General features: G+C 69.6%; 26 protein-coding genes. 22 read left to right on the top strand and 4 right to left on the bottom strand.

Annotation, left to right across the window (positions count from 1 at the left end; all coding sequences use genetic code 11):
- Nucleotides 1–24: 24 nt before the first annotated feature.
- Nucleotides 25–867: a TspO-related membrane protein gene (locus HWX58_RS10625; RefSeq protein ID WP_175987604.1), complete on the top strand. Its 843-nt coding sequence runs from the start codon at nt 25–27 to the stop codon at nt 865–867.
- Here the strand turns inward: HWX58_RS10625 and HWX58_RS10620 are convergent.
- Nucleotides 846–1,652, bottom strand: a complete 807-nt coding sequence (locus HWX58_RS10620; protein WP_175987602.1) for an alpha/beta fold hydrolase — start codon at nt 1,650–1,652, stop codon at nt 846–848. The genes HWX58_RS10625 and HWX58_RS10620 overlap by 22 nt on opposite strands.
- Nucleotides 1,653–1,765: 113 nt before the next feature.
- Between HWX58_RS10620 and HWX58_RS10615 the strand changes: the two genes are divergently transcribed.
- Nucleotides 1,766–3,013 carry a condensation domain-containing protein gene (locus tag HWX58_RS10615; RefSeq protein WP_175987600.1) on the top strand — a complete coding sequence of 416 codons (1,248 nt, stop codon included), beginning with the start codon at nt 1,766–1,768 and terminating at the stop codon, nt 3,011–3,013.
- Here HWX58_RS10615 and HWX58_RS10610 read toward each other — a convergent pair.
- Both HWX58_RS10610 and HWX58_RS10605 read right to left on the bottom strand, forming a co-directional pair.
- Nucleotides 2,989–4,167 (bottom strand): 4-hydroxybenzoate 3-monooxygenase, encoded by a 1,179-nt coding sequence (locus tag HWX58_RS10610; RefSeq protein ID WP_175987598.1) that lies wholly within the window; start codon nt 4,165–4,167, stop codon nt 2,989–2,991. The two genes, HWX58_RS10615 and HWX58_RS10610, sit on opposite strands and share 25 nt — an antisense overlap.
- Before the next feature lie 86 nt (nt 4,168–4,253).
- Entirely contained in the window at nt 4,254–5,003 is a 750-nt protein-coding gene (locus HWX58_RS10605) for an IclR family transcriptional regulator (RefSeq protein WP_175987596.1), read from the bottom strand.
- Between the two features lie 109 nt (nt 5,004–5,112).
- Between HWX58_RS10605 and HWX58_RS10600 the strand changes: the two genes are divergently transcribed.
- The 3 genes from HWX58_RS10600 (at nt 5,113) to HWX58_RS10590 (ending at nt 8,241) form a co-directional block, all read left to right on the top strand.
- The gene (locus tag HWX58_RS10600) at nt 5,113–7,014 is read left to right on the top strand and encodes an FAD-dependent monooxygenase (RefSeq protein WP_175987594.1); all 1,902 of its coding nucleotides are present in this window, start codon (nt 5,113–5,115) and stop codon (nt 7,012–7,014) included.
- Nucleotides 7,015–7,122: 108 nt separating this feature from the next.
- Nucleotides 7,123–7,578, top strand: a complete 456-nt coding sequence (locus HWX58_RS10595; protein ID WP_175987592.1) for a MarR family winged helix-turn-helix transcriptional regulator — start codon at nt 7,123–7,125, stop codon at nt 7,576–7,578.
- 9 nt (nt 7,579–7,587) lie between these two features.
- Nucleotides 7,588–8,241, top strand: coding sequence for a nucleotidyltransferase domain-containing protein (locus tag HWX58_RS10590; RefSeq protein WP_175987590.1), 654 nt, complete (start codon nt 7,588–7,590; stop codon nt 8,239–8,241).
- 18 nt (nt 8,242–8,259) lie between these two features.
- Here HWX58_RS10590 and HWX58_RS10585 read toward each other — a convergent pair whose 3' ends face one another.
- Nucleotides 8,260–9,180: a LysR family transcriptional regulator gene (locus HWX58_RS10585; RefSeq protein ID WP_175987588.1), complete on the bottom strand. Its 921-nt coding sequence runs from the start codon at nt 9,178–9,180 to the stop codon at nt 8,260–8,262.
- Nucleotides 9,181–9,285: 105 nt separating this feature from the next.
- Between HWX58_RS10585 and HWX58_RS10580 the strand changes: the two genes are divergently transcribed.
- From HWX58_RS10580 to HWX58_RS10495, 17 genes are all read left to right on the top strand, one after another.
- On the top strand, nt 9,286–10,317 hold the full coding sequence (locus HWX58_RS10580; protein ID WP_175987586.1) for an amidohydrolase family protein: 1,032 nt from the start codon (nt 9,286–9,288) through the stop codon (nt 10,315–10,317).
- Between the two features lie 11 nt (nt 10,318–10,328).
- Nucleotides 10,329–11,021 (top strand): 4-carboxy-4-hydroxy-2-oxoadipate aldolase/oxaloacetate decarboxylase, encoded by a 693-nt coding sequence (gene ligK, locus HWX58_RS10575; RefSeq protein WP_217702981.1) that lies wholly within the window; start codon nt 10,329–10,331, stop codon nt 11,019–11,021.
- 3 nt (nt 11,022–11,024) lie between these two features.
- Complete coding sequence (locus HWX58_RS10570; RefSeq protein ID WP_175987583.1) at nt 11,025–11,990, top strand: amidohydrolase family protein; 966 nt, start codon at nt 11,025–11,027, stop codon at nt 11,988–11,990.
- A gap of 2 nt (nt 11,991–11,992) precedes the next feature.
- The gene (locus HWX58_RS10565; protein ID WP_175987581.1) at nt 11,993–13,393 is read left to right on the top strand and encodes a protocatechuate 4,5-dioxygenase subunit alpha/beta; all 1,401 of its coding nucleotides are present in this window, start codon (nt 11,993–11,995) and stop codon (nt 13,391–13,393) included.
- Between the two features lie 47 nt (nt 13,394–13,440).
- Nucleotides 13,441–14,403: a Gfo/Idh/MocA family oxidoreductase gene (locus HWX58_RS10560; protein ID WP_217702980.1), complete on the top strand. Its 963-nt coding sequence runs from the start codon at nt 13,441–13,443 to the stop codon at nt 14,401–14,403.
- Between the two features lie 34 nt (nt 14,404–14,437).
- Entirely contained in the window at nt 14,438–15,412 is a 975-nt protein-coding gene (locus HWX58_RS10555) for an aldo/keto reductase (RefSeq protein WP_175987579.1), read from the top strand.
- Nucleotides 15,409–16,110: a substrate-binding domain-containing protein gene (locus tag HWX58_RS10550; protein WP_217702979.1), complete on the top strand. Its 702-nt coding sequence runs from the start codon at nt 15,409–15,411 to the stop codon at nt 16,108–16,110. The genes HWX58_RS10555 and HWX58_RS10550 overlap by 4 nt, the downstream gene beginning before the upstream one ends.
- Before the next feature lie 130 nt (nt 16,111–16,240).
- The gene (locus HWX58_RS10545) at nt 16,241–17,065 is read left to right on the top strand and encodes an IclR family transcriptional regulator (RefSeq protein ID WP_175987577.1); all 825 of its coding nucleotides are present in this window, start codon (nt 16,241–16,243) and stop codon (nt 17,063–17,065) included.
- 96 nt (nt 17,066–17,161) lie between these two features.
- A complete protein-coding gene (locus HWX58_RS10540) occupies nt 17,162–18,475 on the top strand; it encodes a cytochrome P450 (protein ID WP_250646194.1) in 1,314 nt (437 codons plus the stop codon).
- A 1-nt stretch (nt 18,476) separates the two neighbouring features.
- Nucleotides 18,477–19,550, top strand: coding sequence for a PEP/pyruvate-binding domain-containing protein (locus HWX58_RS10535; RefSeq protein ID WP_175987575.1), 1,074 nt, complete (start codon nt 18,477–18,479; stop codon nt 19,548–19,550).
- A gap of 100 nt (nt 19,551–19,650) precedes the next feature.
- Nucleotides 19,651–21,489: a PEP-utilizing enzyme gene (locus HWX58_RS10530; RefSeq protein ID WP_175987572.1), complete on the top strand. Its 1,839-nt coding sequence runs from the start codon at nt 19,651–19,653 to the stop codon at nt 21,487–21,489.
- 27 nt (nt 21,490–21,516) lie between these two features.
- Nucleotides 21,517–22,266, top strand: a complete 750-nt coding sequence (locus HWX58_RS10525) for an SDR family NAD(P)-dependent oxidoreductase (RefSeq protein WP_175987570.1) — start codon at nt 21,517–21,519, stop codon at nt 22,264–22,266.
- 24 nt (nt 22,267–22,290) lie between these two features.
- Nucleotides 22,291–22,611 (top strand): 2Fe-2S iron-sulfur cluster-binding protein, encoded by a 321-nt coding sequence (locus HWX58_RS10520; protein WP_175987568.1) that lies wholly within the window; start codon nt 22,291–22,293, stop codon nt 22,609–22,611.
- 11 nt (nt 22,612–22,622) lie between these two features.
- Nucleotides 22,623–23,906, top strand: coding sequence for an NAD(P)/FAD-dependent oxidoreductase (locus tag HWX58_RS10515; RefSeq protein WP_175987566.1), 1,284 nt, complete (start codon nt 22,623–22,625; stop codon nt 23,904–23,906).
- Between the two features lie 12 nt (nt 23,907–23,918).
- The gene (locus HWX58_RS10510; RefSeq protein ID WP_175987564.1) at nt 23,919–24,563 is read left to right on the top strand and encodes an HD domain-containing protein; all 645 of its coding nucleotides are present in this window, start codon (nt 23,919–23,921) and stop codon (nt 24,561–24,563) included.
- Nucleotides 24,560–26,065, top strand: a complete 1,506-nt coding sequence (locus HWX58_RS10505) for an aldehyde dehydrogenase family protein (RefSeq protein ID WP_250646193.1) — start codon at nt 24,560–24,562, stop codon at nt 26,063–26,065. Before HWX58_RS10510 ends, HWX58_RS10505 begins: the two co-directional genes overlap by 4 nt.
- A 194-nt stretch (nt 26,066–26,259) precedes the next feature.
- Nucleotides 26,260–26,460, top strand: a 201-nt coding sequence (locus HWX58_RS10495) for a CoA-transferase (RefSeq protein WP_284690607.1), incomplete at its 3' end; no start/stop codon positions are given.

Here is a 26,460-nt window from a genome sequence, read left to right as displayed (position 1 = left end):
TGCGGTCGCCTCTACCCTGAGGGCATGACCCAGACGGAGAAGTCTGATCGTGTCCGTCGTGCCGTCGTCCTGCTGACGGTGGCCGGTTCCCTTGTCGCGGCCGTGATCGGCTCCGGGCTGGTCGGAGGGACGAGCATCGCGGATGCCGCGGGCGGAGCGTTCGCGGCGGACGCCACCGTGCTCGCTCCGGCCGGCTTCGCATTCTCGATCTGGTCGGTCATCTATCTGGGGCTGCTGGCGTACGCGATCTGGCAGGCCGTGCCCGCACAGGCGGCGAAGCCGCGTCACCGGGCGGTCGGGTACGGCGTCGCGGCATCCGCCCTGCTGAACGCCGTGTGGATCGTCTGCGTCCTGGCCTGGCGGATCGCCGAGTCGTTCGTGATCATCGTCCTGCTGCTGTGCGTGCTGCTCGTGACCTTCGTGCGCGCGTGCCGCAGCCCGCAGCGCCGCACGGTGGCCGAGCTCGTGCTGATCGACGGCGTCATCGGGCTGTATCTGGGCTGGGTGACGGTGGCCGCGGCGGCGAATCTGGCGGCGTGGCTGGCCGACATCGGCATCTCGGCGTGGTCGGAGGCGCCCGGAGTGCCCGGCACGCTGACGCTCATCGCCGCAGGTCTCGTCGCCCTGTTCACGGCGTGGCGCGGCGGGCGCTGGGCGCCGGCGGTCGCGACGGCGTGGGGCCTCGTGTGGATCGCGGTGGGGCGCTGGGCAGAAGACCCGGCTGCTCCCGTCGTGGCATCCACGGCCATCGTGCTCGCGGTGCTGGTGGTGCTGCTCGCGGCGTGGCGCTTCCGGGCGCGCACTCGTGTCGAGAGCGCGGACGCGGCTCGGGAACCCGCCGCGGCTCAGTATGCGACCGAGCGCTGAGCCGGACCCGTCGCCGACATGACGTGCTCGGCGAACAGGCCGGGCCACGCCAGGACGTCGTGCGGGGTGCGGGCGACCGCCAGGTGGCTGCCGCCGATCAGAGAGTGGAGCCGGCGGGCCGTCTTCAGCGGGTGCGCGCGGTCGCCCGTCCACGCGAGGATGAGCGTCGGCACGGTGATGCCGGCGATCACGGCTCTCGCGGGAAGATCCGTGGTCGCAGCCCCGCGCAGCACGGTCGGCAGCAGCTCCGGTACGACCTGGGGAGAGGTCGCGGGAGACCCTGCGATGGCCGGCGGCACAGGTGCGGTGCTGCCCGCCTGCGTCAGGGCGTCGACGCCGTCGCGCTCGACGAGCAGGGCGCCCGCCCGGTAGACGTCGGCCTGCGCCGCTCTGGTCTTCCACGCGGTCGGCGGCACGGCGAAGCAGAGGCTCTGGAAACGATGCGGCTCGCGCGCTGCCGCATGCAGCAGAGTTCCGGTGCCCATCGACGGGCCGACGGCGTGAACCCGCTCTCCGGGCGCGACCTCGTCGAGCAGTCGCAGCAGGTCGTCGGCGAGCCGGTCCCAGCCGTAGTCGGCGGGCTCGGTCGAACCCGTGGAGCGGCCATGACCGCGTGCGTCGTAGCGCACGACGCGGTGCGCGGGCAGCGCCCTCGCCAGATCGAGGCCCAACTGCGCGTCGCGCTCCCTGCTCGATGTCAGCCCGTGCAGCTGGACGACGAGGGGGCCGGTGCCGTCCGTCATGTCGAAGTCGATGGTGGCGCCGTCGAGAATCAGAGATGGCATCGCGGCTCCTGTTCACATGACTGGAATCGAGTGTCCCTAGACTACGGCGATGCGTCTCACCAACGTCGCCCAGATGGAGCTCCCCAGGGAGAGCGCACAGTCTGCGCCTGCGCATGGATGAGGGGCGGGGCGAGGATCTGCCGGTGTCGTTCGATCAGCGACGGCACGTCGAGGCGGGGGAGCGGCCGGGGGCGTGGATGGCGATCGCTTTCCGCGTCCGGGGCGCTGATCGCGATGCGCTCGCCGCGGCGTGGATGCAGGTCGTGCGCCGCCACGGCGCGCTGAACACGGTGTTCGATCGCACCGGATTCGGGCGGCTGGTGCTCGAGCGCAGACCGGTGACCGGAGCGGTGTGGCGACGGCATCCCGTCCCGGAGGGAACCCGATCACGCGATGCGCTGCGCCGGATCCTGGATGCCGACTGCACGCCGCTCTCGCGCCCGTCGCACCTGCTCGCCCTTCTCGTGCCGGATGACGGCGAGGACGATCCGCGACCGGTCGCGGTGATCGGATCGGATCATGCGCACGTGGACATGTGGTCGCTGCTGATCCTCGCGCGCGACCTCGTCTCCGCAAGTGAGGGGATGCTCGACGCGGAGCCTGCTGCGTCGTTCGCCGAGCATTCCGCGCTGCTCGAGCAGGCGCCGCCGGCGCCCGCCGAGATCACGGCGCGGTGGCACCGCATCCTCGACGACGGAGCGGGGGCGATGCCGCGCTTCCCGCTCGATCTCGGCGATCTCGACGAGCTGAAGGACGAAGTGGTCGTGGTGCGCGACGTCATGGATGCGGCCGAGTTCGCCGACTTCGAGGAACGGGCTGCCGAGCACGGCGTGCGTCCGACCGCTCTGGCGCTGTCCGTGCTCACCGCGCTCACGCGATCGATGGCAGACGCTCCGCTGCGTGCCGTGTTCCCCGTGCACAGCAGGAACGAGCCGCGCTGGCACGACAGCTCCGGGTGGTTCATCACCAATTCCGTGATCGAGTGCATCGATGACGACCCGGTCTCGTGCGCTTCGGCCGTCCGCGACGCGTTGACGCTCGGTTCGCATCCGCTCGCGCCGATCCTCGCCCCGTACGGCGGGATGCCGGAGGCCCCGGGGATGTTCGCGATCTCGTGGCTGGACACTCGCCGGCTGCCGGCCGTGCAGGACGACCTGTCCATCCAGTACGTCTCCGCGGTGACCCGCACCGACGGCGTGATGATCTGGTTCATCGTCAACGGCTCCGGCATGCACCTCCGCTGCCGCTACCCGGATACCCCGCAGGCGCGCGCCTCGGTCGGCGCGTGGCTGGACGGCGTCGTGCTCGGAATGCGCGCCCCTGCAGGAGCCGCGGCTCAGTCGAGCGGCCAGCCGGTGTAGGCCTCGGCGAGGTAGGTGCGTCCTGCCTCGGAGTCGACGACCGAGCGGAGCTCGCCGAGCTGCCGACGGCTGTCGAACTCGCCTGCCTCGGGCAGCCGGTGCAGCATGCTCGTCATCCACCACGAGAAGTGCTGCGCCTTCCAGATGCGCTTCAGCGCCTGCTCGGCATAGCCGTCGATCAGACGCTCGTCGCCGTCGCCGAGCAGTGCGTCGAGGGCGCGGGCGAGCAGCACGACGTCCGCGACGGCGAGATTCATGCCCTTCGCGCCGGTCGGCGGCACGGTGTGCGCCGCGTCGCCGACGAGCGCGGTGCGCCCGCGGCGCAGCTCGCTCGCGACGAAGCTGCGGAACCGCAGCACGTCGCGCTGGAAGATCCGGCCCTCCTTGAGCGTGGTTCCGGGAACGCGTGACTGCAGCGCCTCCCAGATCTGCGCCTCGCTCATGGCGTTCGGATCGGCCTCGGGATCGCACTGGAAGTACATGCGCTGCACCTCGGGGCTGCGCTGGCTGATGAGCGCGAATCCGTTCGCGGAGTTGCTGTAGATGAGTTCATCGGCGCTGGCCGGCGCTTCGCACAGGATGCCGAACCAGGCGAACGGGTATTCGCGGAAGTACCCGCTGCGCGAGTCGCCCGTGATCGCCGGGCGCACGACAGACCGCGACCCGTCCGCGCCGACGACGAAGTGCGCCTCGATCGTGAGCTGCCCGCCGTCGGCGTCGGTCGCGATGACGCGCGGGCGGTTCGTCTCGGCATCCTCGACGCGGGATGCCGTCACGCCGAAGCGCAGGTCCTGGCCTGCCCCCAGACGCAGGGCGAGCATGTCCTTCAGCATCTCGTGCTGCGGGTACAGCCACACGCTGCGGTCGACGAGCGCCGCGAAGTCGATGCGGTGACCCTCGCCCTCGAAGCGCAGTTCGATTCCCTCGTGACGGTCGCCGACCGTGTGGACGCGGGTGTTCGGGTCGATGGCGGTGAGCAGATCGACGGTGCCCTGCTCGAGGATGCCGGCGCGGATCGTGGACTCGATCTCGTCGCGCGAGCGCTGGTCGATGACGATCGACTCGATCCCGGCGCCTGCGAGCAGGTGCGAGAGGATGAGGCCCGCGGGGCCGGCGCCGACGATCGCGACGCGGGTGCTGACGGTGGTACTCATGGTGTCTCCTTCGACGGCGGATGCTCAGGCATCCGCTCGTCGATCAGTGTGCACCGTGCGCGATCTGTTCCCCGACGGGTTCCCGTTCAACGGGAAGAGCGCAGATCACCTTCGATGCTCTTCGCAGCCGCGAGCAGTGCGTCGATCGCCGGCTGCGTCGCGGCATCCCGGGGGAGGACGACAGACAGCGCCGCCACCACCTCGCCGTGGTCGCGCACCGGAACGGCTACGCCGGTGGACACGGCCTCGATCGATCCCGGCGCCGAGACGTGCCCCCGTCGCCGGATCGATGCGAGCAGCGACGTCAGCGTCGCGGCATCCGTGACCGTCTCGCGGGAGACGGCCCGCAGGGGTCCGGCGAGAACGCGTTCGCGGAGCTCGGGATCGGCGAAGGCGAGCAGGACGAGCCCGGAGGAGGATGCGTTCAGCGGCAGGCGCCCGGCGATCCGGGTGATGTTGGCGCCGGCATCCGGGTGGGAGAGGCGTTCGAGGAACAGCGCCTCCTCGTGCTCGAGGACGGCGAGCTGGGTGTGCTCGCGGATGACCGCCTGCACGCGCTCCATGTGCGGGAGGGCCGCCTGGCGCAGACGCAGCGCGCTCGAGCCGCGGAGTGCGAGCTCCCACAGGCGCATGCCGAGGCGGATGCGGTGCTCGTCGTCGCGTTCGAGCAGCCCCTGCCCGATGAGCTCGGCGATGATGCGGTGCGCGCTGGAGGACGGCAGACCGGCGCGCCGCGCGATCTCGCTGGCGGTCTGCATGGTCCGCTCGCTCGTGAACGTGTCGAGCACGCGCACGATGCGCTCGGTCATCGAGTCGCCGGAGCGGGAGTTCGCCATGGGGACAGCTTCGCACGGGGGTGGCGCGCGCATCGGCATCCCGGTACTATCGTTGGCACCCCAACGAATCAGGTCGAGTGAACGACCGGTCGTGATCGAAGGAGATCCCATGCAGTTCTACCGCGACGGCTACCGGCCCGGTGACCCCGACATCCAGCTGCCAGCGCCGCAGGTGGCCGTGCGCAGCGCCGACTTCCCCGAGACGCTCGACGTCCTCATCGTCGGCACCGGCCCCGCCGGCACCGTGCTCGCAGCTCAACTGGCCGCGTTCCCCGACATCACCACCCGGATCATCGAGCGCCGCGCAGAGCCGCTCCAGGTCGGCCAGGCCGACGGCGTCGCATGCCGCACAGTGGAGATGTTCCAGGCGTTCGGCCTCGCCGACGCCCTGGTGCGCGAGGCCTACTGGGTCAACGAGGTGCGCTTCTGGGGTCCATCGGATGCGGATCGCTCAACGATCGTCCGCACGGGCTGGGTCGAGGACACCCCTGCGGGGCTCAGCGAGTTCCCGCACGTGATCGTCAACCAGGCGCGCATGCAACAGTTCCTGCTCGAGCACGCCGCGAAATCCGCGAGCCGCCTCGAGGCCGACTACGGGATCGAGTTCACAGGATTCGAGATGGATGCCGCATCCGAGCATCCCGTCGTCGCGACCCTTCGGCGCACGGACGGGAGCGAGCTCACCGTCCGCGCCAAGTACGTCGTGGGGTGCGACGGCGCTCGCAGCAGCGTGCGCCGCGCGCTCGGCATCCACCTGCAGGGCGATGCCGCCAACCACGCCTGGGGCGTCATGGACGTGCTGGCGAACACGGACTTCCCCGACTGGCGCACGAAGAACGTCGTGCAGTCCGACGGCAAGGGCAGCCTCCTCATGATCCCGCGCGAGGGCGGGACGATGGTGCGCTGCTACGTCGATCTCGGCGCGGTCGAGGCCGGATCCGACGTGCGCAGCACCACCGTCGAACAGCTCACGGCTGTCGCGAACGGCATCCTGCACCCGTACACGATCGATGTGCAGCAGGTCGCGTGGTCGAGCGTGTACGAGGTCGGGCAGCGCGTCGCCGACCGGTTCGACGACCTGACGGCCGAGTCGCCGGCGGGAGCCGAGCCGCACCTCTTCCTCGCCGGGGACGCGTGCCACACGCACAGCGCCAAGGCCGGCCAGGGGATGAACGTGTCGATGCAGGACGCGTTCAACCTCGGCTGGAAGCTCGCCGCGGTCCTGCAGGGACGATCGGATGCCGCGCTGCTGCGCAGCTACTCCGAGGAGCGTCAGAGGATGGCGGCCGACCTCATCGCGTTCGACAAGCACTGGTCGGCGTTCATCGCCCAGCCCGCGCTCGACCCCGAGCATCCGGAGCGCGGCGGCGTCACGCCCGCGCAGATGCGCGACGAGTTCGCGCGCCAGGGGCGGTACACGGCGGGGCTCGCCACGAAGTACCACCCCTCGGCGCTCACCGGCGACGCCGGGCACCAGGTGCTGGCAGCCGGGTTCGAGGTCGGCACCCGGTTCCACTCCGCGCCCGTGCGCCGCGTCGCCGACGCCCGCCGGATGGAGCTCGGCCACTCGCACCGCGCCGACGGGCGCTGGCGCCTGTACGCGTTCGGCGACGCCTCCGGTGACGCGTTGCGCGAGTTCGTGACATGGCTGTCCGACGGCCCGGATTCGCCGGTGCGCGCGTTCACTCCGGCGGATGCCGACGCAGACGGCATCATCGACGTGCACGCCGTGTTCCACGGCTCGCACCACGACATCGACGTGACCTCGCTCCCCGAACTGCTCCTGCCGAAGACCGGCCCGCTGGGACTGCAGGACTGGGAGAAGGTGTGGGCGACGGATCCTGCCGATGACATCTTCGCGCTGCGCGGGATCGCTTCCGAGGGGGCGGTCGTGGTCGTGCGCCCGGACCAGTACGTGGCGCACGTGCTGCCGCTGTCGGCACGCGACGAACTGCGGGAGTTCTTCGCCGGGTTCCTGCTGCCGGTCGGGGCACCGGTCGCTGTGGGCTGAGCCTGTCATGCGGGATGGATTCGGTCGGTTTCGCTGCCGCCGGATAGCCGACCGAATCCATCCCGCATCGCGTCCTCACGCCGCCGTGTTGAGAGGATGGATGCCGTGATGACGATGGCAGACCTCCCCGAGCCGCAGCGTCACGTCGGCAACCTGATCCGGCGCGCGCAGCAGTTGCACCTGGCGACGTGGGCTCGGGTGGCCGATCCCGATATCACGAGCACGCAGTACAGCATCCTCGCCGTGCTCGAGCGTCTCGGCGAGGCCAGCCAGCGCGAGCTCGGCGACGAGGTCGATCTCGACCGGTCCACGATCGCCGACCTCGTGCGCCGCATGGAGAAGTCCGGTCTCATCGCGCGGCAGCGCGCGGCATCCGATGCGCGACGGAACGTCGTGACGCTCACCGCGCACGGCGCGGCGGAGCACGCACGACTGGCCCCGCGGGTCGTCGAAGTGCAGCGCGAGCTCACCGGTCATCTGGGGTCTGCCGAGTCGGCGGCGCTGTTCCGGGGTCTGTGGGCGATGCTCGAACGGCCGGGCAGCTCGGAACCGCGCGCGCGGTAGCCTCGTTCTATGCCCGCTTCTGCCGCCGACACGCCATGGGAGCCACTCGACCCGCAGGGTGTGGCTGGGCTCCTGTCGACGGCATCCGTGCGCTGGTGGCTGTCGGGTGGCGCGGCGCTGGATCGCTGGCTCGGGCGTCCGATCCGGGAGCGCGCGAACATCGACGTCAGCGTCGTCGCAGGCGACCTCGCGGCCCTCGTCGCGGGACTTCCCGACGGGTACAGCGCCTGGGCGCCGTCTGGCGTCGACGACGAGCTCGTCCCGTTCGCGGATGCGCCGCAGAACGCCGACCTGCAGCCCGTGCTCATCCGCGATGACGAGAAGAATGCGTGGGTGCTGCAGGTCAACGCCGAGGACGGTGCCCCGCGCGCCTGGGTGTACAAACGCGACCCGCGGCTGACGCTGCCCTGGGATCGTGCGGTCATCGACCTCGACGGCATCCCGACCGGCGCCCCCGAGGTGCAGCTGGTGTGGAAGGCCCTGCGCCCGCGCGAGGAGGACACGGTCGACAAGGATGCCGTGCTGCCCGGGCTCTCGCCCGACGCGGTGCAGTTCTACGAGACGGCGCTGCTGCGCATCCACCCGCACTCGACGTGGTCGATCCACATCCGCAGCCCGTTCGCCCCGGCAAAGGCGAGCTGGAACCGCAAGACGCCGTCCTGACGCGTTGCGCGGAGCGAACTACTGACCGGCACGCCCCCGCCGGTACTCGCCGGCGGCGACGGCATCCAGCACAACGCTTCGGAACCAGCGCTGCGCCGGCCCCAGGCTCGCCTCGCGACGCGTGTACAGCGACACGGGCGTCGACTGCGCCGGCCACGGCAGGTCCGCGAAGCGCAGCCCGCCGAACCAGCCGCTGAACACCTCGGCGATGTGCCGGGGCACGAGCACGACGAGATCCGTCGCCTCGAGAACGGCCGGCACGGTCGAGTACTCCTCGACGGTGAGGGCGACCTGGCCCATGAGCCCGTGCTCGGTGAGCACCTGCAGCGGGAAGACATGCCCGCCGCGTGCGCTCACGCGCACGAACCGGCGCCCCTCGAACATGTCGGGCGACGTCTCGGGCAGCGGATGCCGCCCCGACGACAGCGCCACGTACTCGACGGCACGCACGTGCGTGCGCCACAGTCGTGGACTGCCGATCATCGACACGGTCATGGCCAGGTCGATCGAGCCGCGGATCAGCCCGTCCTCGACCTGATCGGAGTCCAGTCTCGCGACCTGCAGGTGCGGGCTGGCGGCCTCTCGGGCGAGCGCCTCCATGATCGGCGGCAGGAACGTCTGCTCGCCGATCGAGGTGAGCCCGAGCGCCAGTTCGCCGCTGAACCCGGACGGTTCGAACGCGTCGGGATCGCTCACGGTCTGGTCGATCTGCGCGAGCGCCTCGTGGAGCGGTGCGAACAGCGCGGTCGCCTTCGCCGTCGGCACCATGTCGTGCCCCTCGCGACGGAACAGCTCGTCGCCGAACTTCTCGCGCAGGCGCCGGAGCGTGTAGCTCACGGTCGGCTGCGTGACGTGCAGACGCTCGGCGGCGGCGGTGACGCTGCGCAGCTCGTAGAGCACGACGAACGTGCGCAGCTGGTTGAGATCCGCGAGCGCCATGTATAGAGGCTATCTATTCCACATGGGAAAAGAATCTATTGGACGGCGTCCAGACGCCGACCTAGGATCGAGGCGACGGCATCCGAGTGACAAGGACGACACACGTTGATCATCGACATCCACGGCCATTACACGACCGCCCCGGCGCAGCTGGGCGCCTGGCGCGACCTGCAGATCGCCTTCGCCGACGACAAGGGGGATGCCCCGAATCCCGCGGACCTCAAGATCAGCGACGACGACATCCGCGAGACGATCGAGGCCAATCAGCTGAGGGTCATGAACGACCGCGGTAGCGACATCACCGTCTTCAGCCCCCGCGCCTCGTTCATGGCCCACCACATCGGCGACTTCGCCGTCAGCGAGACCTGGGCGCGCATCTGCAACGACCTCGTCGCCCGCGTCTCGCAGCTGTTCCCCGACCGCTTCCTCCCCGGCGCGATGCTGCCACAGTCGCCCGGCGTCGACCCCGCCACCACGGTCGCAGAGCTGACCCGCGCCGTCGAGGAACTCGGCGTCGTCACCGTCAACCTCAACCCCGACCCGTCCGGCGGAAAGTGGTCGGCCCCGGCGCTCACCGACCGCTCCTGGTACCCGATCTACGAGAAGCTCGTCGAGTACGAACTGCCCGCCATGGTGCACGTGTCGACGACCTGCCGCCCCGACGTGTTCCACACCACCGGCGACCACTACCTCGGCGCCGACACGACCGCGTTCATGCAGCTGCTCAAGGGCGACCTGTTCCGCGACTTCCCCGACCTCAAGCTCGTCATCCCGCACGGCGGCGGCGCCGTCCCGTACCACTGGGGCCGGTTCCGGGGCCTCGCCATGGCGCTCGGCAAGCCCGAGCTCGAAGAGCACCTGCTGAACAACGTCTACTTCGACACCTGCGTCTACCACCAGCCGGGCATCGACCTGCTCACCGACGTGATCCCGACGAAGAACATCCTGTTCGCCAGCGAGATGATCGGCGCCGTCCGCGACGTCGACCCCCGCACCGGACACTACTTCGACGACACCAAGCGCTACGTCGACGCCACGACCAACCTGTCCGACGCCCAGCGCGAAGCAGTGTTCGAGGGCAACGCCCGCACCGTCTACCCGCGTCTCGACCGCGCGCTCAAGGCCCGCGGACTGTGAAAGAGAAGAACATGCGACTGAACAATCTCGGCATCGTCCGCACCAGCATCCAGCGCCCCGATCCCGACGACGTCGCCCGTCTGTCGGAGTTCGGTGTCGCGACCATCCACGAGGCCATGGGCCGCGTCGGCCTCATGCGTCCCTACATCCGGCCCGCCTACAACGGGGCGAAGCTCTGCGGCCCCGCCGTCACCGTGCTCTTGCAGCCCGGCGACAACTGGATGTTCCACGTCGCGGCCGAGCAGGTGCAGGAGGGCGATGTGATCGTCGCCGGCTGCACCACCGAGAGCGAGGACGGCTTCTTCGGCGAGCTGCTGGCCACGTCCCTCACCGCCCGCGGCTGCAAGGGACTGGTCATCGACGGCGGCGTCCGCGACGTCGCCGACCTCGAGAAGATGGACTTCCCCGTCTTCTCCCGCGCGATCAACTCCAAGGGCACGGTCAAGGCCACGCTCGGCTCGGTCAACGTCCCCGTCGTCGCCGCCAATGCCCTGGTCAACCCGGGCGATGTCGTCGTCGCCGATGTCGACGGCGTCGTGGTCGTGCCCCGAGAGCTCGTGGGTCCGGTGGCGGATGCCAGCCGCAAGCGCGAGGACAACGAGGAGTCCAAGCGGCAGAAGTTCCGCGAGGGCGTGCTCGGACTCGACCTGTACGGCATGCGCGAGCCGCTCGCGGCCGCAGGTTTCGAATACGTGGAGGACTGACGGGTGCCGCACACGCAGACCACGCACGGTGAGACCACCGGTCCCTTCACGAAGACCGAGGGCTGGCTGGACTGGTACGACGGCCCCACGAAGCCGACGTTCGTCCTGCCCCAGGGTGCCGTCGACGCGCACTGCCACGTCTTCGGACCCGGCGCCGAGTTCCCGTACGCCCCCGAGCGCAAATACACCCCGTGCGACGCCTCGGCCGAGCAGTTGTTCGCGCTGCGCGACCACCTCGGGTTCGACCGCAACGTCATCGTGCAGGCCACCTGCCACGGCGCCGACAACAGCGCCCTCGTCGACGCCCTGAACCGCAGCGAGGGCCGCGCTCGCGGAGTCGCCACCGTGCGCCGCGACGTCACCGACGAGCAACTCGCCGAGTTGCACGCGGCCGGCGTCCGCGGCGTCCGCTTCAACTTCGTCAAGCGCCTCGTCGACCGCGTTCCGACCGACTCGCTCGAGGAGATCGTCTCGAAGATCGCGCCGCTCGGCTGGCACGTCGTCATCTACTTCGAGGCCGAGGACCTCCCCGAGCTGTACGACTTCTTCTCCAGCATCCCGACCGACATCGTCGTCGACCACATGGGCCGGCCCGACGTCACGAAGGACCCGGACGGAGAGGAGTTCGCGCTGTTCCTGCGGTTCATGCGCGAGAACCCCAACGTGTGGACCAAGGTCTCGTGCCCCGAGCGCCTGAGCGTCACCGGCCCACGCGCTCTCCCTGAAGAAATCGGAAACGGCGAGCAGCACGCCTATCAGGACGTCGTGCCGTTCGCCCGCCGCGTGGTCGAGGAGTTTCCCGACCGCGTGCTGTGGGGAACCGACTGGCCCCACCCCAACCTCAAGGACCACATGCCCGACGACGGGCTGCTGGTCGACTACATCCCTCAGATCGCGACGACGCCCGAACTGCAGCGCAAGCTGCTCGTGGACAACCCCCGCCGCCTCTACTGGCAAGAAGGAGAATGACCATGGCACTCGACAAGCCCTACAAGGACATTCCGGGCACCACCATCTACGACGCCGAGCAGGCGCGTAAGGGGTATCACCTCAACCAGTTCGCGATGTCGCTGATGAAGCCGGAGAACCGTGAGCGGTTCCTGGCCGACCAGGCGGCGTACCTCGACGACTGGAAGCTGACCCCCGTGCAGCGCCAGGCTGTGCTCGACATGGACCTGAACACCATGATCGCTGAGGGCGGCAACATCTACTTCCTCGCGAAGATCGGCGCCACGCACGGGCTGAGCTTCCAGCAGATGGCCGGCTCGATGACGGGTATGAGCGAGGCCGCCTACCGCGACATGATGGTCGGTGGTGGTCGGAGCCCGAAGGGCGCCCGCCTGAAGGATCTGGATGGGTGGACGCCTCCGTCGACGGAGAAGGCGACGACGATGCGGCCGGATGCTCCGGCGAAGTACACCTCTGCGCTGTTCACCTCGCACGTGCCGGCGATCGGTGCGGCGATGGACCTCGGCAAGACCGAGGAGCCGTATTGGAAGCAGGTCTTCGACGGGTACCGGTGGACCCGCAAGTGGGCCAAGGAGAACACGCCCGATGTTGTGATCCTTGTGTACAACGACCACGCCACGGCCTTCGACGCGTCGATCATCCCGACGTTCGTGCTCGGCACGGGCGCGGAGTACCCGGTCGCGGATGAGGGCTACGGCCCCCGCCCCGTGCCGGATGTGCAGGGGTACCCGGAGTTCGCCGCGCACTTGGCGCAGTCGATCATCCAGGACGACTTCGACCTGACTCTGGTGAACGAGATGGTCGTCGATCACGGCCTGACCGTGCCGCTGTCGCTCGTGTACGGCGAGCTGGGTCCGGATGAGCGGTGGCCGGTGCGGGTCATCCCGCTTGCGGTGAATGTCGTGCAGTACCCGGTGCCGTCGGGTCGTCGCTGCTATGAGCTGGGCAAGGCGCTGCGTCGTGCGATCGACAAGTGGGATGGCGAGGAGCTCAACGTGCAGATCTGGGGCACCGGGGGTATGAGTCACCAGCTGCAGGGTCCGCGTGCGGGTCTGATCAACAAGGAGTGGGACAACGCTTTCCTCGACCACCTGATCGCCGACCCGCTGGGTCTGACCGAGTGGCCGCACATGGAGTACGTCGACGAGGCGGGCTCGGAGGGCATCGAGCTCGTGGACTGGCTGATCGCGCGCGGTGCGATGGACGACCAGTTCGACGGCGAGGCCCCCTCCACGGACCACCGGTTCTACCACGTGCCCGCATCCAACACCGCCGTCGGTCACCTCGTCCTGAGCAACCCGATCGGCAGGACGGACCTCGCCGAGGACCCGGCCGTGGCCGAGATCCAGGACGGCGCGCCCGCCCCCGAGCCCGCGGAGACCGCGGCCGTGGCGAACGCCTGACATCCTGAGATCGAACGCCTGATATCGAAACGCGAGAAGGAGAGCGAATGACCGACAAGATCCGCGTCGCCGTCGTGGGCGCCAACGGCGCCTTCGGCATGAAGCACCTGGACGGCCTTCAGAACATCGAGGATGCCGAGGTGACCGTCGTCGCCGCCACCTCCCAGGAGAAGGCGGATGCCGTGGCGCAGCAGTACGGCGTCGCGAACGCGGTCGTCGGTCTCGAGGGCGTCCTCGAGCGCGACGACGTGGATGCCGTCATCCTCGCGACTCCGACCGGGCTGCACGCCTCGCAGACCCAGGCCGTGCTCGCCGCCGGCAAGCACGTGCAGGTCGAGATCCCGCTCGCCGACTCGCTGGCGGATGCCGAGGCCACTCTCGCCGCGGCTGAGGCAGCAGAGGCCTCCGGGCTGGTCGCCATGGTCGGACACACCCGCCGCTTCAACCCGTCGCATCAGTTCGTGCACGACCGCATCCGGGCGGGCGAGTTCGCCGTGCAGCAGATGGACGTGCAGACGTACTTCTTCCGCCGCACGAACACGAACGCCAAGGGCGAGAAGCGCTCCTGGACCGACCACCTGCTCTGGCACCACGCCGCGCACACAGTCGACCTGTTCGCCTACCAGGCCGGGAAGATCGTCGACGCGCATGCGATCCAGGGGCCGATCCACCCCGAGCTCGGCATCGCGATGGACATGTCGATCCAGCTCAAGAGCGAGACCGGCGCGATCTGCACGCTGTCGCTGTCGTTCAACAACGAGGGCCCGTTCGGCACGTTCTTCCGCTACATCGGCGACACCGCGACCTACATCGCCCGCTACGACGACCTGTTCACCGGCAAGGAGGAGCAGATCGACGTCTCGAACGTCGCGGTCAGCATGAACGGCATCGAGCTGCAGGATCGCGAGTTCGTGAGCGCGATCCGCGAGGGGCGCGAGCCGAACTCGTCGGTCCGTCAGGTGATCGACTGCTACCGCGTGCTCGGACAGTTGGAGGAGCAGCTCGCGTGATTCTCTCCCGAACCCGGCCTTCGAGTCTCGCGTCATGATGCTCCCGCGCATGGGCCTCGGCTGCATGAATCTCAGCCACGCGTACGGCATCCCGCCATCCGACGAAGAGGGGCTCGCGCTGTTGCGCGCGGCTCTCGATTCGGGCGTGACGCACCTCGACACGGCGACGCTGTACGGCGGCGGCCGCAACGAGGAGCTGGTCGGACGCGCTCTGAAGGGACGTCGCGAGGAGGTCGTGCTCGCCAGCAAGGGCGGCATGGCGATGGTCGACGGGGTGAAGGTCATCGATGGGCGACCGGCGACCCTGACGGCGCAGGTGGATGCTTCGCTGCGGCGCCTCGGCGTCGACCACATCGACCTGTACTACCTGCACCGGTGGGACAAGACGGTCCCGATCGGCGAATCGGTCGGTGCGCTGGCGTCTCTTGTCGAGGCCGGGAAGATCGGCGCGATCGGCCTGTCGGAGGTGTCGGTTGAGCGTCTGCGCGAGGCCCAGGCCGTCGCTCCGATCGCCGCGGTGCAGAACGAGTACTCGCTGTGGAGCCGCAACCCCGAACTGGGGATGCTGTCGGCGACGGCGGATGACGGAATCGCGCTCGTCGCGTTCTCACCCGTTGCGCGTGGTTTCCTCGGCGACGGCGTCGGCGACCCTGCAACGCTCGCCGAGAAGGACATCCGCCGGGGGATGCCGCGGTTCCAGGGCGCGAACTGGGAGGTGAACGCCGCTCTGCTGCCGGCATGGCGCGAGCTCGCCGCCGAGGCCGGATGCACCCCCGCGCAGCTCGCCCTCGCATGGCTGCTCGCGCGCGGCGACCACGTCGTGCCGATCCCCGGGACCACGAGCGTCGATCACCTGCATGAGGACTTCGCGGCGCTGTCGCTGTCGGTCGATGAGGCGTTGCTCGAACGCGCCGGCGAACTGATCGACACGTCGACGGTGTCGGGGCCTCGCTACGCGCCCGGCCCCGCTGCCGAAGTGGATGCCGAGACCTTCGAGGATGCTGCGTGAGAGCCATCTCGTCGATGGCGACGCGTCACCTGCTCGCTGAGTTGCTCGCCGCGGCTGAGGCCGCGGGACTCCCGCCCGTCGAGGTCGAATCCGTCGGGGGAGTGGATGCCGCATCCCGCGTCGAAAGCGGCGAGGCGTTCGATCTCGTCTTCCTCGCCTCCGGTGCTCTTTCTCGCCTGTCTGCCGACGGGCATGTGGATGCTGCGACGGTGCGCCCGATCGTGCAGTCGCAGGTGGCCGTGGCCGTGCCGTCCGGTTCGGGGGAACCGGCGGGGCGGCCCGATGGCCCGGCGTTCGCGGATGCTGCGGAGCTGCGCGACGCGCTGCGCTCGGCGACCCGGATCGGCTACTCGACAGGGCCCAGCGGCACGGCGCTCGTGCAGATGATCGACGACTGGGGCCTGACCGACGAGATCGGAGACCGGCTCGTGCAGGCGCAGCCGGGTGTCCCCGTCGCGAAGTCGGTGGCCGCGGGAACCGTCGACCTGGGGTTCCAGCAGCTCAGCGAGCTCGTCGGACAGCCCGGCATCCGCATCCTCGGTACTCTGCCGAAGGACTGCGCGATCGGCACCGTCTTCGGCGGGGGAGTCGCGACGGCATCCGCGTCGCCCGCTGACGCCGCGCGGGTGCTGTCGTTCCTGGCGTCGCCCGAGGTCGCACCGATCAAGCAGCGCCACGCCTTCGGCATCCCGTCCTGACATGAGAATTGCCCTCCCCGCCGAGAATGCGCGTGATAGCAGCCGTCTCGTCGTGCAAAGCAATTCTCGCGTGGAGGATTCCACGAGCCTAAGCTTCCACTAGGCGGAAGCTTGTACGAGGAGGTGCTCGATGGCCGGACGGACGACACAGCCGGGGCAGAGCGTGACAGGGCGCGTGCTCTCGATCCTCGCGGTGTTCGAGCGCTCGCTCGCACCGCGCAGCCTCACCGACATCAGCGCCGAGACCGCCCTGCCGCTCAGCACCACGCACCGGCTTGTCGGCGAGCTCGAGGACTGGGGCGCCCTCCAGCGCGACGACAACGGGCGCTATCAGATCGGCCTGCGGCTGTGGGAGCTCGGCCAGCACGCAGGACGTCAGGTGCGCGAGATCGCCCGCCCGCTGCTACAGGACCTGTTCACGCTCACGCAGGAGACCGTGCACATCGCGGTCCGCGAGCGCGCCGAGGCGCTGTACATCGACCGCGTCTACGGCACCCGGCGCGTGCCGCAGGCGTCGCGCGTCGGCGGTCGCCTGCCGCTGCACGCCACAGCGGTCGGGAAGGTACTGCTCGCGTTTGAGGAACCGTGGGTGCGCGAGGCGATCCTCGCCCAGCCGCTCGAGCCCCGCACGCCGAACACGCACGTCGACCCCGATGCCCTGCGCGCCGAACTCGCCGTGGTGCGAAGCCGCAGTTTCGCCACGACCGTCGACGAGACCCGCCTGGGTGCCACGTCGATCGCCGTCCCGATCTTCCAGAACGGGCTGGTCGGTGCGGCACTGGGTCTGGTGACCACGACGGACAGCGCGACGACCATTGAGCAGCACCTCCCAGCGCTGCGGGGCATCGCCCGCCGGATCGAGGCCAACGTCGGCGGCTTCCCGCTGCAGTCCCTCCGACATTCCGCTTCCACTGAGCGGAAGACAAACACTCGTGACGCTGACACTGCGCGTTAGATGAGATCCAGGTTCCGGCGGCTCGCCCGCACATGACAGCGGGTCGTCGGACCACCAAGACACTGAACCCGTAGGCGCTGACACGAAGGAGCCGTCATGGCCCTCTCGCCCACCGAAGCACGAGCCGCAGCCGCAGCCGGCTGTCCCGTCGATCACGAGGCGATGCCCCGCGCGGCAGCCGGAGACGACACGGACGCCCACCACGGCTACGAGCCGTTCGCCATGAAGGACCCGTTCGCCGCGTACGCCGAACTCCGCAGCACCGAGCCCGTCATGTACGACGAGCGCATCGACTGCTGGGTCGTCACCCGCTACGAGGACGTCAAGTCCGCGTTCGAGAACTGGGAGACCTTCTCCAGCGAGAACGCCCAGGCTCCGGTCCGCGAACGCGGCCCCCAGGCCACGCAGATCATGAAGGACGGAGGGTTCACCGCCTACTCGGGCCTCTCGGCCCGCATCCCCCCGGAGCACACCCGCATCCGCGCGATCGCCCAGCGCGCCTTCACCCCGCGCCGCTTCAAGGTGCTCGAGCCGACGATCCGCGAGAACACCCGCGCGGCGCTCGCCGAGATGCTCGCCAGCCCCGACCGCACCGGCGACTTCTTCGCCCAGGTCGCCTACGACATCCCGACGATCACGATCCTCACCCTCCTCGGCGTCGATCCCTCGCTCGTCCCCACCTACAAACGCTGGTCGGACTCCCGGGCCGCCATGACCTGGGGCAACCTCGACGACGACGAGCAGGTGCCGCACGCCCACAACCTCGTCGACTACTGGCAGGAGTGCATCGCGCTCGTCACGGCGGCACACGCGGAGAGCGGCGACAACCTCATCTCCGACCTCGTCGCAGCGCAGGGCGACGGCGCCGAGATCACCGATCACGAGATCGCCTCGCTCGCTTACAGTCTGCTGTTCGCCGGTCATGAGACCACCACGACGCTGATCGCCAACTGCATCCGTGTCCTGCTCTCCCACCCCGAGCAGTGGGCGCACCTCGTCGATGATCCCGGTCGCATCCCCAGTGCGGTCGACGAGGTGCTCCGCTTCAGCGGCTCGATCGTGGCCTGGCGCCGCAAGGCGCTGACCGACACCGAGATCGGCGGCGTCGCCATCCCGCAGGGCGCGAACGTCCTGCTCGTCATGGGCTCCGCGAACCGCGACGAGAACGTCTTCGAGAACCCCGACGTCTTCGACATCGGCCGCAGCGACGCCCGCAATCACCTGTCCTTCGGGTTCGGCATCCACTACTGCCTGGGCAACATGCTCGCCAAGCTCCAGGCGAAGATCGCGCTCGAAGAGACCATCGCGGCCGTACCGGGGCTCCGGCTCCAGGACGACGCCGACATCGACTTCCGCGAGAACCTCTCGTTCCGCGTCCCCACCTCCGTCCCCGTCACCTGGGAGGCCTGACATGGGCGACTACCTCTTCATCCGATTCTTCGACGAGGCCGGCCCCGCGACCATCGACCAGCTCGGCGGCAAGTGCGCCTCGCTGGTGAATCTCACCGCCGCCGGGCTCCCTGTCCCTCCCGGATTCGCCGTCACGACCGCCGCCTACACCTCGTTCGTCGAGCTGACCGGGCTCGCCGACGAGATCGATCGACTGCTCGAGGGGCTCGACCCCGAGGACGTCGCGGTCGTCGACGAGGTGTCGGCGAAGATCCGCGCCGAGTTCCTCAGTCGCGAGGTTCCGGATGCCATCGCCGGCGAGTTCAGCCGCGCCTACGAGGCCCTGCAGCAGCGCTTCACCAAGGAGCAGCCGGTCGCCGTGCGCTCCTCGGCCACGGCTGAAGACCTGCCCGACGCCAGCTTCGCCGGCCAGCAGGACACCTACCTGTGGCTCCGAGGACGGGATGCGGTCGCCGAGCACGTCCGCCGGTGCTGGGCCTCGCTCTACACCTCTCGTGCGATCGTGTACCGCCTCGCCAACAGCATCCCCGACGAGGGCCTGTCGATGGCCGTCGCCGTGCAGAAGATGGTGGATGCCCGCACCGCGGGTGTCGCGATGACCATCGACCCGTCCAACGGCGACCGCTCCACGATCGTCATCGACGCGGCCTGGGGCCTCGGCGAATCCGTCGTCTCGGGCACCGTGACCCCCGACAACCTGCACATCGACAAGGTGCTGCTCACGATCTCCGAAGAGCAGATCGGCGAGAAGCACATCGAGATGGTTCCGGATGCCGATTCGCAGGGCGTCGTCGAGCGCGAGGTCGAGGCCGAGCGCCGTGGCATCCGCTGCCTGAGCGACGACGAGGTCACCGCGGTCGCGGCGATCGCCAAGCGCGCCGAGAAGCACTTCGGCAGCCCGCAGGACATCGAGTGGGCCATCGACCGCACGCTGCCCGGCGGCGAGAACGTCCTGCTGTTGCAGTCGCGCCCCGAGACCGTCTGGTCGACCAAGGCGCAGGCCGCGACGCCGACCAGCTCGGGCTTCGGCATCGCCAGCATCACCCAGTCGCTCATGACCCAGATCGGCCGCTGAGGCCGCAGCCTCACCCGCACCGCAAACGAAGCACCCGCACCGCAAACGAAGCACCCGCACCGCAAACGAATACCCGACCCGCAAACGAAAAGGACCAGCCATGTCAGAGACGACCGCTGTCGCCGCCCCCGTCCGCAACTCCTTTCCCAGCCCCTACGATCAGGCGCCGCCCGCCGGTGCCGAGGGCTGGAAGGACCTGTATGCCTACAACCTGGTCTTCCAGGATGGCCTGCGCGAGGTCGAGGAGAAGAAGTTCTGGTTCTGCGACAGCCAGCACTGGCCGACCGTCACCAAGCCCTTCGAGACCATCGGCTTCGAGTTCGCGGTCGGATGCCTCGGCCAGTACAACGCCCGCCAGCTGCTGATACCCACCGCGAACGGCATCGAGTACCGCATCCACAACGGATACGTGTTCATGTCGCCGGTGGCCGTCGACCCGCAGCACGTCGAGGCCCGCGTGCCCGAGTTCATGCAACGCGCCGGCCACTACTTCGAGAACTGGGACAGCCTGCTGCAGAACTGGCACACCAAGCTGCGCGCCACGATCGACGAGATCGACGGCCTCGACTTCACGGCGCTGCCCGACATGATCCCGATCGACGATGTGCTCTCCGGCAAGGGCACCGGTTCCGGCACCGAGTTGCTCGAGAGCTACGACAAGCTCATCTCGCTCGCCTACCGCGCCTGGCAGTATCACTTCGAGTTCCTCAACCTCGGCTACGTGGCGTACCTCGACCTGTTCATGTTCTGCAAGGAGATGTTCCCGCGCATCCCCGACCAGGCGATCGCGACCATGGTGCAGGGCGTCGACATGGAGCTGTTCCGCCCCGACGACGAGCTGAAGAAGCTCGCGAAGATCGCCGTCAGCGACGGTCTCGCAGACCTCTTCGGCGACACCTCGGATGCCGAGGGAACGCTCGCCGCGATCGCCGCGCACCCGGCAGGGGCTGTGTGGACGCAGGCGTGGAACGACGCGCAGGACCCGTGGTTCAACTTCACCACCGGCAACGGCTTCTACGCCCACGACCAGTACTGGCGCGATGTGCCGTCGATCCCGCTCGCCTTCATCAAGGGATACATCGAGCGCCTGCAGGACGACGCCGACATCGACCGCCCCGTCGACGAGCTCGTCTCCGAGCGCGACCGCATCACAGGCGAGTACGCCGAGCTGCTCGACGGCGACGCGCTCGCCACGTTCCAGGGCAAGCTCGGCCTCGCACGCGTCGTCTACCCGTACGTCGAGAACCACAACTTCTACATCGAGCACTGGACCATGGGCGTCTTCTGGCGCAAGGCCCGCCAGCTCTCGGCCGTGCTGCATGAGGCCGGTTTCTGGCCGGAGCCGAACGACATGTTCTACCTGCGCCGCGACGAGGTGCGCGAGACGCTGTTCGACTACGTCAACGGCTGGATGGTCGGAGCCCCCGCCATCGGTCCGTCGCACTGGCCGGCCGAGGTCGAGCGCCGCCGCGGCATCGTCGATGCCCTGTCGACAGCACGTCCGCAGCCCGCGCTGAACACACCGCCCGAGGTCATCACCGAGCCCTTCACCCTCATGCTCTGGGGCATCACCGACGACCAGATCCAGAACTGGCTCGGCAAGAGCGACGTTCCCGAGGGGACGCTGAAGGGCATGGCCGCATCGCCCGGAACCGCCGAGGGCCCCGCACGCGTCATCTCGTCGGCCGATCAGCTCAGCGAGGTGCAGGACGGCGAGATCCTCGTCGCCCCGGTCACCTCGCCCAGCTGGGGTCCGATCTTCGGCAAGATCCGCGCCACGGTCACCGACATCGGCGGCATGATGAGCCACGCCGCGATCGTCTGCCGCGAGTACGGGATGCCGGCCGTCACCGGCACCGGCACCGCCTCGGTCGAGATCACCACCGGCCAGATGCTGCGGGTGGACGGCAACTCCGGCACCGTCACGATCCTCGACTGACCAGGACATCCAGGAGAAGCAGAGCACATGAGTACTTCGACTCGCACGGTGGTCGTCACCGGCGCCGGCGGCGGACTGGGTGCGGCGTTCGCGCGGGCCTTCGCCGCGGCCGGCGACCGGGTGGTCATCGCCGATATCGACGGGGATGCCGCATCCCGCGTCGCGGCGGAGATCGCCGAGACCGCCGCCGTCCCGGCGATCGCCGTGCGGGTCGACGTGACCGACCGGCAGTCCACGGATGCGCTCGCCGCCGCTGCGATGGAGGCCGGCGGCGCGGTCGACGTGCTCGTGAACAACGCCGCGATCTACGCCGCGGTCACCCGCTCGCCGTTCGAGGACATCGACGAGGGCGAGTGGGACCGGGTCATGGCCGTGAACCTCAAAGGTCCGTGGCAGGTCACCCGCGCGCTGTCGCCGCACCTCGCGGACGGCGGCCGGGTGATCAACATCTCCTCCGCCACCGTGTACAGCGGGTCCGCGCAGTGGGCGCACTATGTGGCATCCAAGTCGGGCGTCATCGGCCTGACGCGCGTGCTCGCGAAGGAGCTCGGTGCCCGCGGCATCACGGTCAACGCCGTCGCGCCCGGCTTCACCCTCACCGAGGCCAGCCACGGGCTGATCGAGAACGCCGCCGAGTACGGCGTCGACCGCGGCGCGATCCGCCGCGCGATCGACCCCGAAGACATCGTCGGCACCGTCCAGTACCTGGCCTCGCCCGCCAGCGCATTCGTCACCGGCCAGACCGTCGTCGTCGACGGTGGCCGCCAGTTCATCTGATTCCCCCGGATCGAAGGAGCCCTCATGAGCACCGTCATCTACACCGCCGACGACGGCACCACGACGACCATCGACGGCCGCCCCGGCGACTCGATCATGGAGACCGCCGTGCGCAACGGCGTCCCCGGCATCGTCGGCGAGTGCGGCGGCAGCCTCTCGTGCGCCACCTGCCACGTCTTCGTCGCACCCGAGACCCGCGAGCTCGCAGGCGACCCCGGCGACCTCGAGGACGAGATGCTCGACGGCACCGCCGTCGACCGCCGCGACGAGTCCCGGCTGTCGTGCCAGATCAAGCTGCAGGACGGCTGCGAGTACCACGTCACCACCCCGAGCGATCAGCTCTGACGGAGGACACCATGAATGCGACACTCATCGTCGGGGCTTGCCAAGCGGGCGTCCAGATCGCCTCGATCCTGCGCGAGCGCGGCGACACCGAGCCGATCTACCTCGTCGGCGAAGAGGCCCACCGGCCCTACCAGCGCCCGCCGCTGTCGAAGGGCTGGATCAAGGGCGAGCTGCAGCCCGACGACGTCATCCTCCGCTCCCGCGAATGGTTCGCCGAGCGCGACATCGAGCTCATCACCGGCGACCGCGTGGTGACCGTCCGACGCGATGCCGACGGCATGGGCACGGCGATGACGGAGGGCGGCCGCGAGATCGCCTTCGGACGCCTGGCGCTCACCACCGGAGCAGCCGCCCGGCGCCTACCGCTCGTGGGCACCGACTATCACGGCGTGCACTACCTGCGCGACGCCGACCAGGCCATCACCCTGCAGCCTGCCCTCGCCGAGGACCGGGTGCAGAACATCGTCGTGATCGGCGGCGGATTCATCGGCCTCGAGACGGCCGCCGTCGCCCGGGGGCTCGGCAAGAACGTCACGGTGCTCGAAGCCGCCCCGCGGCTGGTCGGCCGGGTCGTCGCGCAGGAGACGAGCGACTTCTATCTGGCCGCGCACCGGCGCCGCGGCACCCAGGTCGTCCTCGATGGGCGGATCGCGCGCATCGTCGGCGGGGATGCCATCGTGCAGGGCTCGCTCGGATCGGTCACCGGCGTCGAGCTCGAGGACGGCACCGTGATCCCCGCCGACCTCGTGCTCATCGGCATCGGGGTCGTCCCGCGCACCGAGCTCGCGCTGCAGCTCGGCCTGGACGTCGCGGGCGGCATCCTCGTGGATGCTGCAGCGCGGGCGTCCGACGGTCGCACGGTCGCCGCCGGTGACTGCACCATGATGCCCAACCCGTACCCGCAGGGCGTGGGCGGCCGCATACGCCTGGAGAGCGTGAACAACGCTCTCGAGCAGGCCAAGGTCGCCGCCGCATCCCTACTCGGCGAGGACGCCGAGTACCGATCCGTGCCGTGGTTCTGGTCGGATCAGGGCGACCTCAAGCTGCAGATCGCAGGGCTCTCCACCGGTTACGACCAGGTCGTCGTCCGCGGCGAGCCCGACAGCGAGAAGTTCGCCGTCCTCTACTACCGCGCAGGCAGCCTGATCGCCGCCGACGTCGTGAACCACCCCGCCGAGTTCCTCGCGGTCAAGTCCGCGCTCACCAAGGGCGGCACGATCCCGCCTGAGGTCGCCGCCGACGTCACGATCCCGCTGAAGTCCGCCGTGGTGATCCCCGAAGCCGTCACCGCCTGAAACGAGGCCATCATGACCATTCCTACCGCCATCCCCGTCGACACCTCGCCCATCGCGGCCACCGCCGCGAACGACGACCTCGACCCGCTGTGGCGCGCGATCGTCGACGAGTCGCGCTCCCGGCAGAACGACATCCACCTGCCCATCTCCTTCGCGTTCGCCGAGCGGCTGTGCCAGGCGTACCCTGAGGCCGACGCGCTCGTCGTCCGGGTCGCGATCCTGCTGCACGACACCGGGTGGGCGCGCGTCGATCAGGACCGCATCATCTCGGAGGGCTTCGCCGGCGACTGGCGCCGCGCCGACGTCCGCTACGAGCACGAACGGCACGGCTGTGACATCGCGCGCGAGGTGCTGCCTCCGCTCGGCTACGACGACGAGTTCATCGGCCGGGTCACGGCGATCATCGACGGTCACGACACACGGCAGGAGTCGTACTCGATCGAGGACACCCTGGTGCGCGACGCCGACCGGCTGTGGCGCTTCACGCCGACCGGCATCGCGCTGGCCTCGTCGTGGTTCGGGTACACCCCGGCCTTCTACTGCGCGCGGCTGCGCGCCGAGATCGTCCCCGAGCTGCTGACCGAGGCGGCGGTGCAGATGGCCGACGCGGAGCTCGCACGCGCCGAGGTGCTACTGAAGATCGAGCAGCTCTCATGAGCACGATCAGTGCCGACATCGTGACGTCCATGCGCGATCGGCATGCGCGCCACATCGACCGGCTGCCGTACACGCACGTGGCCGGCCACCTGATCGGCGGCGAGGAGACCACGGCCCGCGGGCCGCGCACCCCCGTGATCGACCCGGCCACGGGCGCCGGATGGGGATCGGTCCCCGAAGCGGATGCCGCGGACGTCGACGCGGCGGTCGCCGCCGCCCGTACGGCGCAGCGCGCGTGGGCGCAGCGTTCGCCGTCCGAGCGCGCCGACCTCGTGCGCCGCATGGCCGACGCGATCGAGAGCCGCGCCGACGTGCTGAGCCTGACGAACACGTTCGAGAACGGCTCGCCGGTCGCCGAGACCGCCGGGGCGGCATCGAACGCGGCCGCCATTCTCCGGGTCTTCGCGAGTCTCGCCCCGCACCTCGAGCAGGGCGACGTGCGGGCGTTCCCCGGCGGCGGGAACGAGACGGTCGTCGCGCAGGACCCGATCGGCGTGTGCGCACTGATCGCCCCCTGGAACTTCCCCATCAACCTCGTCGTCATCAAGCTCGCGCCCGCCCTCATCGCCGGCTGCACCGTCGTGATCAAGCCGGCCGGGCCCACGCCGCTGTCGGTGCGGTTCCTGCTGGATGCCGCGGACGAGGCCGGCATCCCCGCCGGAGTCATCAACATCATCACGGGCGAGGGCGCGACGGGCGATCTGCTCGTGCGGCATCCGGGCATCGACAAGGTTGCGTTCACGGGGTCGACGCCGGTGGGTCGGCGCATCGCCGCGGCCTGCGGCGAGCTGCTGCGTCCGGTCACTCTCGAGCTCGGCGGCAAGTCGACCGCGCTGGTGCTGCCGGACGCCGATCTGGATGCCATGTCTCAGGTGCTGATCCGCAGCAGTATGCGCAACACCGGGCAGACCTGTTACATCTCCACGCGCCTGGTCACGACGCCCGATCGCTACGACGAGCTCGTCGACATGGTCACCGCAACGGTCGCCGCGGCCCCCGTCGGAGACCCGCTGGACCCGGAGACGGTGTTCGGACCGGTGGCGACGCTCGCGCAGCGCGACCGCGTGCTCGGATACATCCGTGCCGGGCTGACCGAGGGCGCTCGGGCGACCGTCGGGGGAGACGTGGCGCCGCCGCTGCCCGGCGGAGCGTTCGTGGCCCCGACCGTGTTCGCGGATGTGACGCCGGCGATGACGATCGCCCGCGAGGAGATCTTCGGACCGGTCATCACCCTGCTGCGGGCGCCGTCGGTGGATGCTGCGGTCGACATCGCCAACGGCACCGCGTTCGGCCTCGGCGGCATCGTCTTCGGCGGCGACGAGGATGTCGCATTCCGCATCGCGCGGCGCATGGACACCGGCTCGGTCGGGGTCAACATGTTCGCCTCGAACCATTACGCCCCGTTCGGCGGACGTCACGACTCCGGCCTTGGTGTGGAGTACGGGCTGGAGGGGCTCTCGGCCTACCTCACGCCGCAGTCCGTTCACCGCCGCGCCCGCTGACCCCGCCCGCCCCGGCTCCCAGAGAATTCCGCTGCGCACGGAGAATTCTCCTGCCAGCAGACAGTCGTCACGCCCGGCATCTTCGTGAACCGGGTCGTCGCGGTCGGCGAGCGCGCCTGGCTGCAGGGTAGCGGATTCGTCGGCGGCGTGGACCTCGAGGGCCACCCGCTGGATGCCGCGACGAACGAGGCCGCATGAGCACGCGCATCACCCGGGACGCACTCGCCGCGCGCATCGCCGCCGACATCCCCGAGGGCGCTGTCGTGAACCTCGGGATCGGCGCGCCCACGCTCGTCGCGAACTATCTGCCGGAGGACCTCGAGATCATCCTGCGCACCGAGAATGGGCTGCTCGGCCTGGGCGGCGCCCCCGCGGACCAGCAGGTCGACCCCGAC

Source organism: Microbacterium tenebrionis (assembly GCF_903645325.1).
In the GTDB taxonomy this organism is placed as follows: domain Bacteria; phylum Actinomycetota; class Actinomycetes; order Actinomycetales; family Microbacteriaceae; genus Microbacterium; species Microbacterium tenebrionis.
The sequence above is the reverse complement of the archived record's forward strand: the minus strand, read 5'-3'. Positions and strand labels throughout refer to the sequence as shown.

Coding starts and splice junctions, on each gene's coding strand:
- HWX58_RS10625 (WP_175987604.1), top strand. CDS start 25: ATGACCCAGACGGAGAAGTCTGATCGTGTCCGTCGTGCCGTCGTCCTG.
- HWX58_RS10620 (WP_175987602.1), bottom strand. CDS start 1,652: ATGCCATCTCTGATTCTCGACGGCGCCACCATCGACTTCGACATGACG.
- HWX58_RS10615 (WP_175987600.1), top strand. CDS start 1,766: ATGGATGAGGGGCGGGGCGAGGATCTGCCGGTGTCGTTCGATCAGCGA.
- HWX58_RS10610 (WP_175987598.1), bottom strand. CDS start 4,167: ATGAGTACCACCGTCAGCACCCGCGTCGCGATCGTCGGCGCCGGCCCC.
- HWX58_RS10605 (WP_175987596.1), bottom strand. CDS start 5,003: ATGGCGAACTCCCGCTCCGGCGACTCGATGACCGAGCGCATCGTGCGC.
- HWX58_RS10600 (WP_175987594.1), top strand. CDS start 5,113: ATGCAGTTCTACCGCGACGGCTACCGGCCCGGTGACCCCGACATCCAG.
- HWX58_RS10595 (WP_175987592.1), top strand. CDS start 7,123: ATGACGATGGCAGACCTCCCCGAGCCGCAGCGTCACGTCGGCAACCTG.
- HWX58_RS10590 (WP_175987590.1), top strand. CDS start 7,588: ATGCCCGCTTCTGCCGCCGACACGCCATGGGAGCCACTCGACCCGCAG.
- HWX58_RS10585 (WP_175987588.1), bottom strand. CDS start 9,180: ATGGCGCTCGCGGATCTCAACCAGCTGCGCACGTTCGTCGTGCTCTAC.
- ligK (WP_217702981.1), top strand. CDS start 10,329: ATGCGACTGAACAATCTCGGCATCGTCCGCACCAGCATCCAGCGCCCC.
- HWX58_RS10565 (WP_175987581.1), top strand. CDS start 11,993: ATGGCACTCGACAAGCCCTACAAGGACATTCCGGGCACCACCATCTAC.
- HWX58_RS10560 (WP_217702980.1), top strand. CDS start 13,441: ATGACCGACAAGATCCGCGTCGCCGTCGTGGGCGCCAACGGCGCCTTC.
- HWX58_RS10555 (WP_175987579.1), top strand. CDS start 14,438: ATGATGCTCCCGCGCATGGGCCTCGGCTGCATGAATCTCAGCCACGCG.
- HWX58_RS10545 (WP_175987577.1), top strand. CDS start 16,241: ATGGCCGGACGGACGACACAGCCGGGGCAGAGCGTGACAGGGCGCGTG.
- HWX58_RS10540 (WP_250646194.1), top strand. CDS start 17,162: ATGGCCCTCTCGCCCACCGAAGCACGAGCCGCAGCCGCAGCCGGCTGT.
- HWX58_RS10535 (WP_175987575.1), top strand. CDS start 18,477: ATGGGCGACTACCTCTTCATCCGATTCTTCGACGAGGCCGGCCCCGCG.
- HWX58_RS10530 (WP_175987572.1), top strand. CDS start 19,651: ATGTCAGAGACGACCGCTGTCGCCGCCCCCGTCCGCAACTCCTTTCCC.
- HWX58_RS10525 (WP_175987570.1), top strand. CDS start 21,517: ATGAGTACTTCGACTCGCACGGTGGTCGTCACCGGCGCCGGCGGCGGA.
- HWX58_RS10520 (WP_175987568.1), top strand. CDS start 22,291: ATGAGCACCGTCATCTACACCGCCGACGACGGCACCACGACGACCATC.
- HWX58_RS10515 (WP_175987566.1), top strand. CDS start 22,623: ATGAATGCGACACTCATCGTCGGGGCTTGCCAAGCGGGCGTCCAGATC.
- HWX58_RS10510 (WP_175987564.1), top strand. CDS start 23,919: ATGACCATTCCTACCGCCATCCCCGTCGACACCTCGCCCATCGCGGCC.
- HWX58_RS10505 (WP_250646193.1), top strand. CDS start 24,560: ATGAGCACGATCAGTGCCGACATCGTGACGTCCATGCGCGATCGGCAT.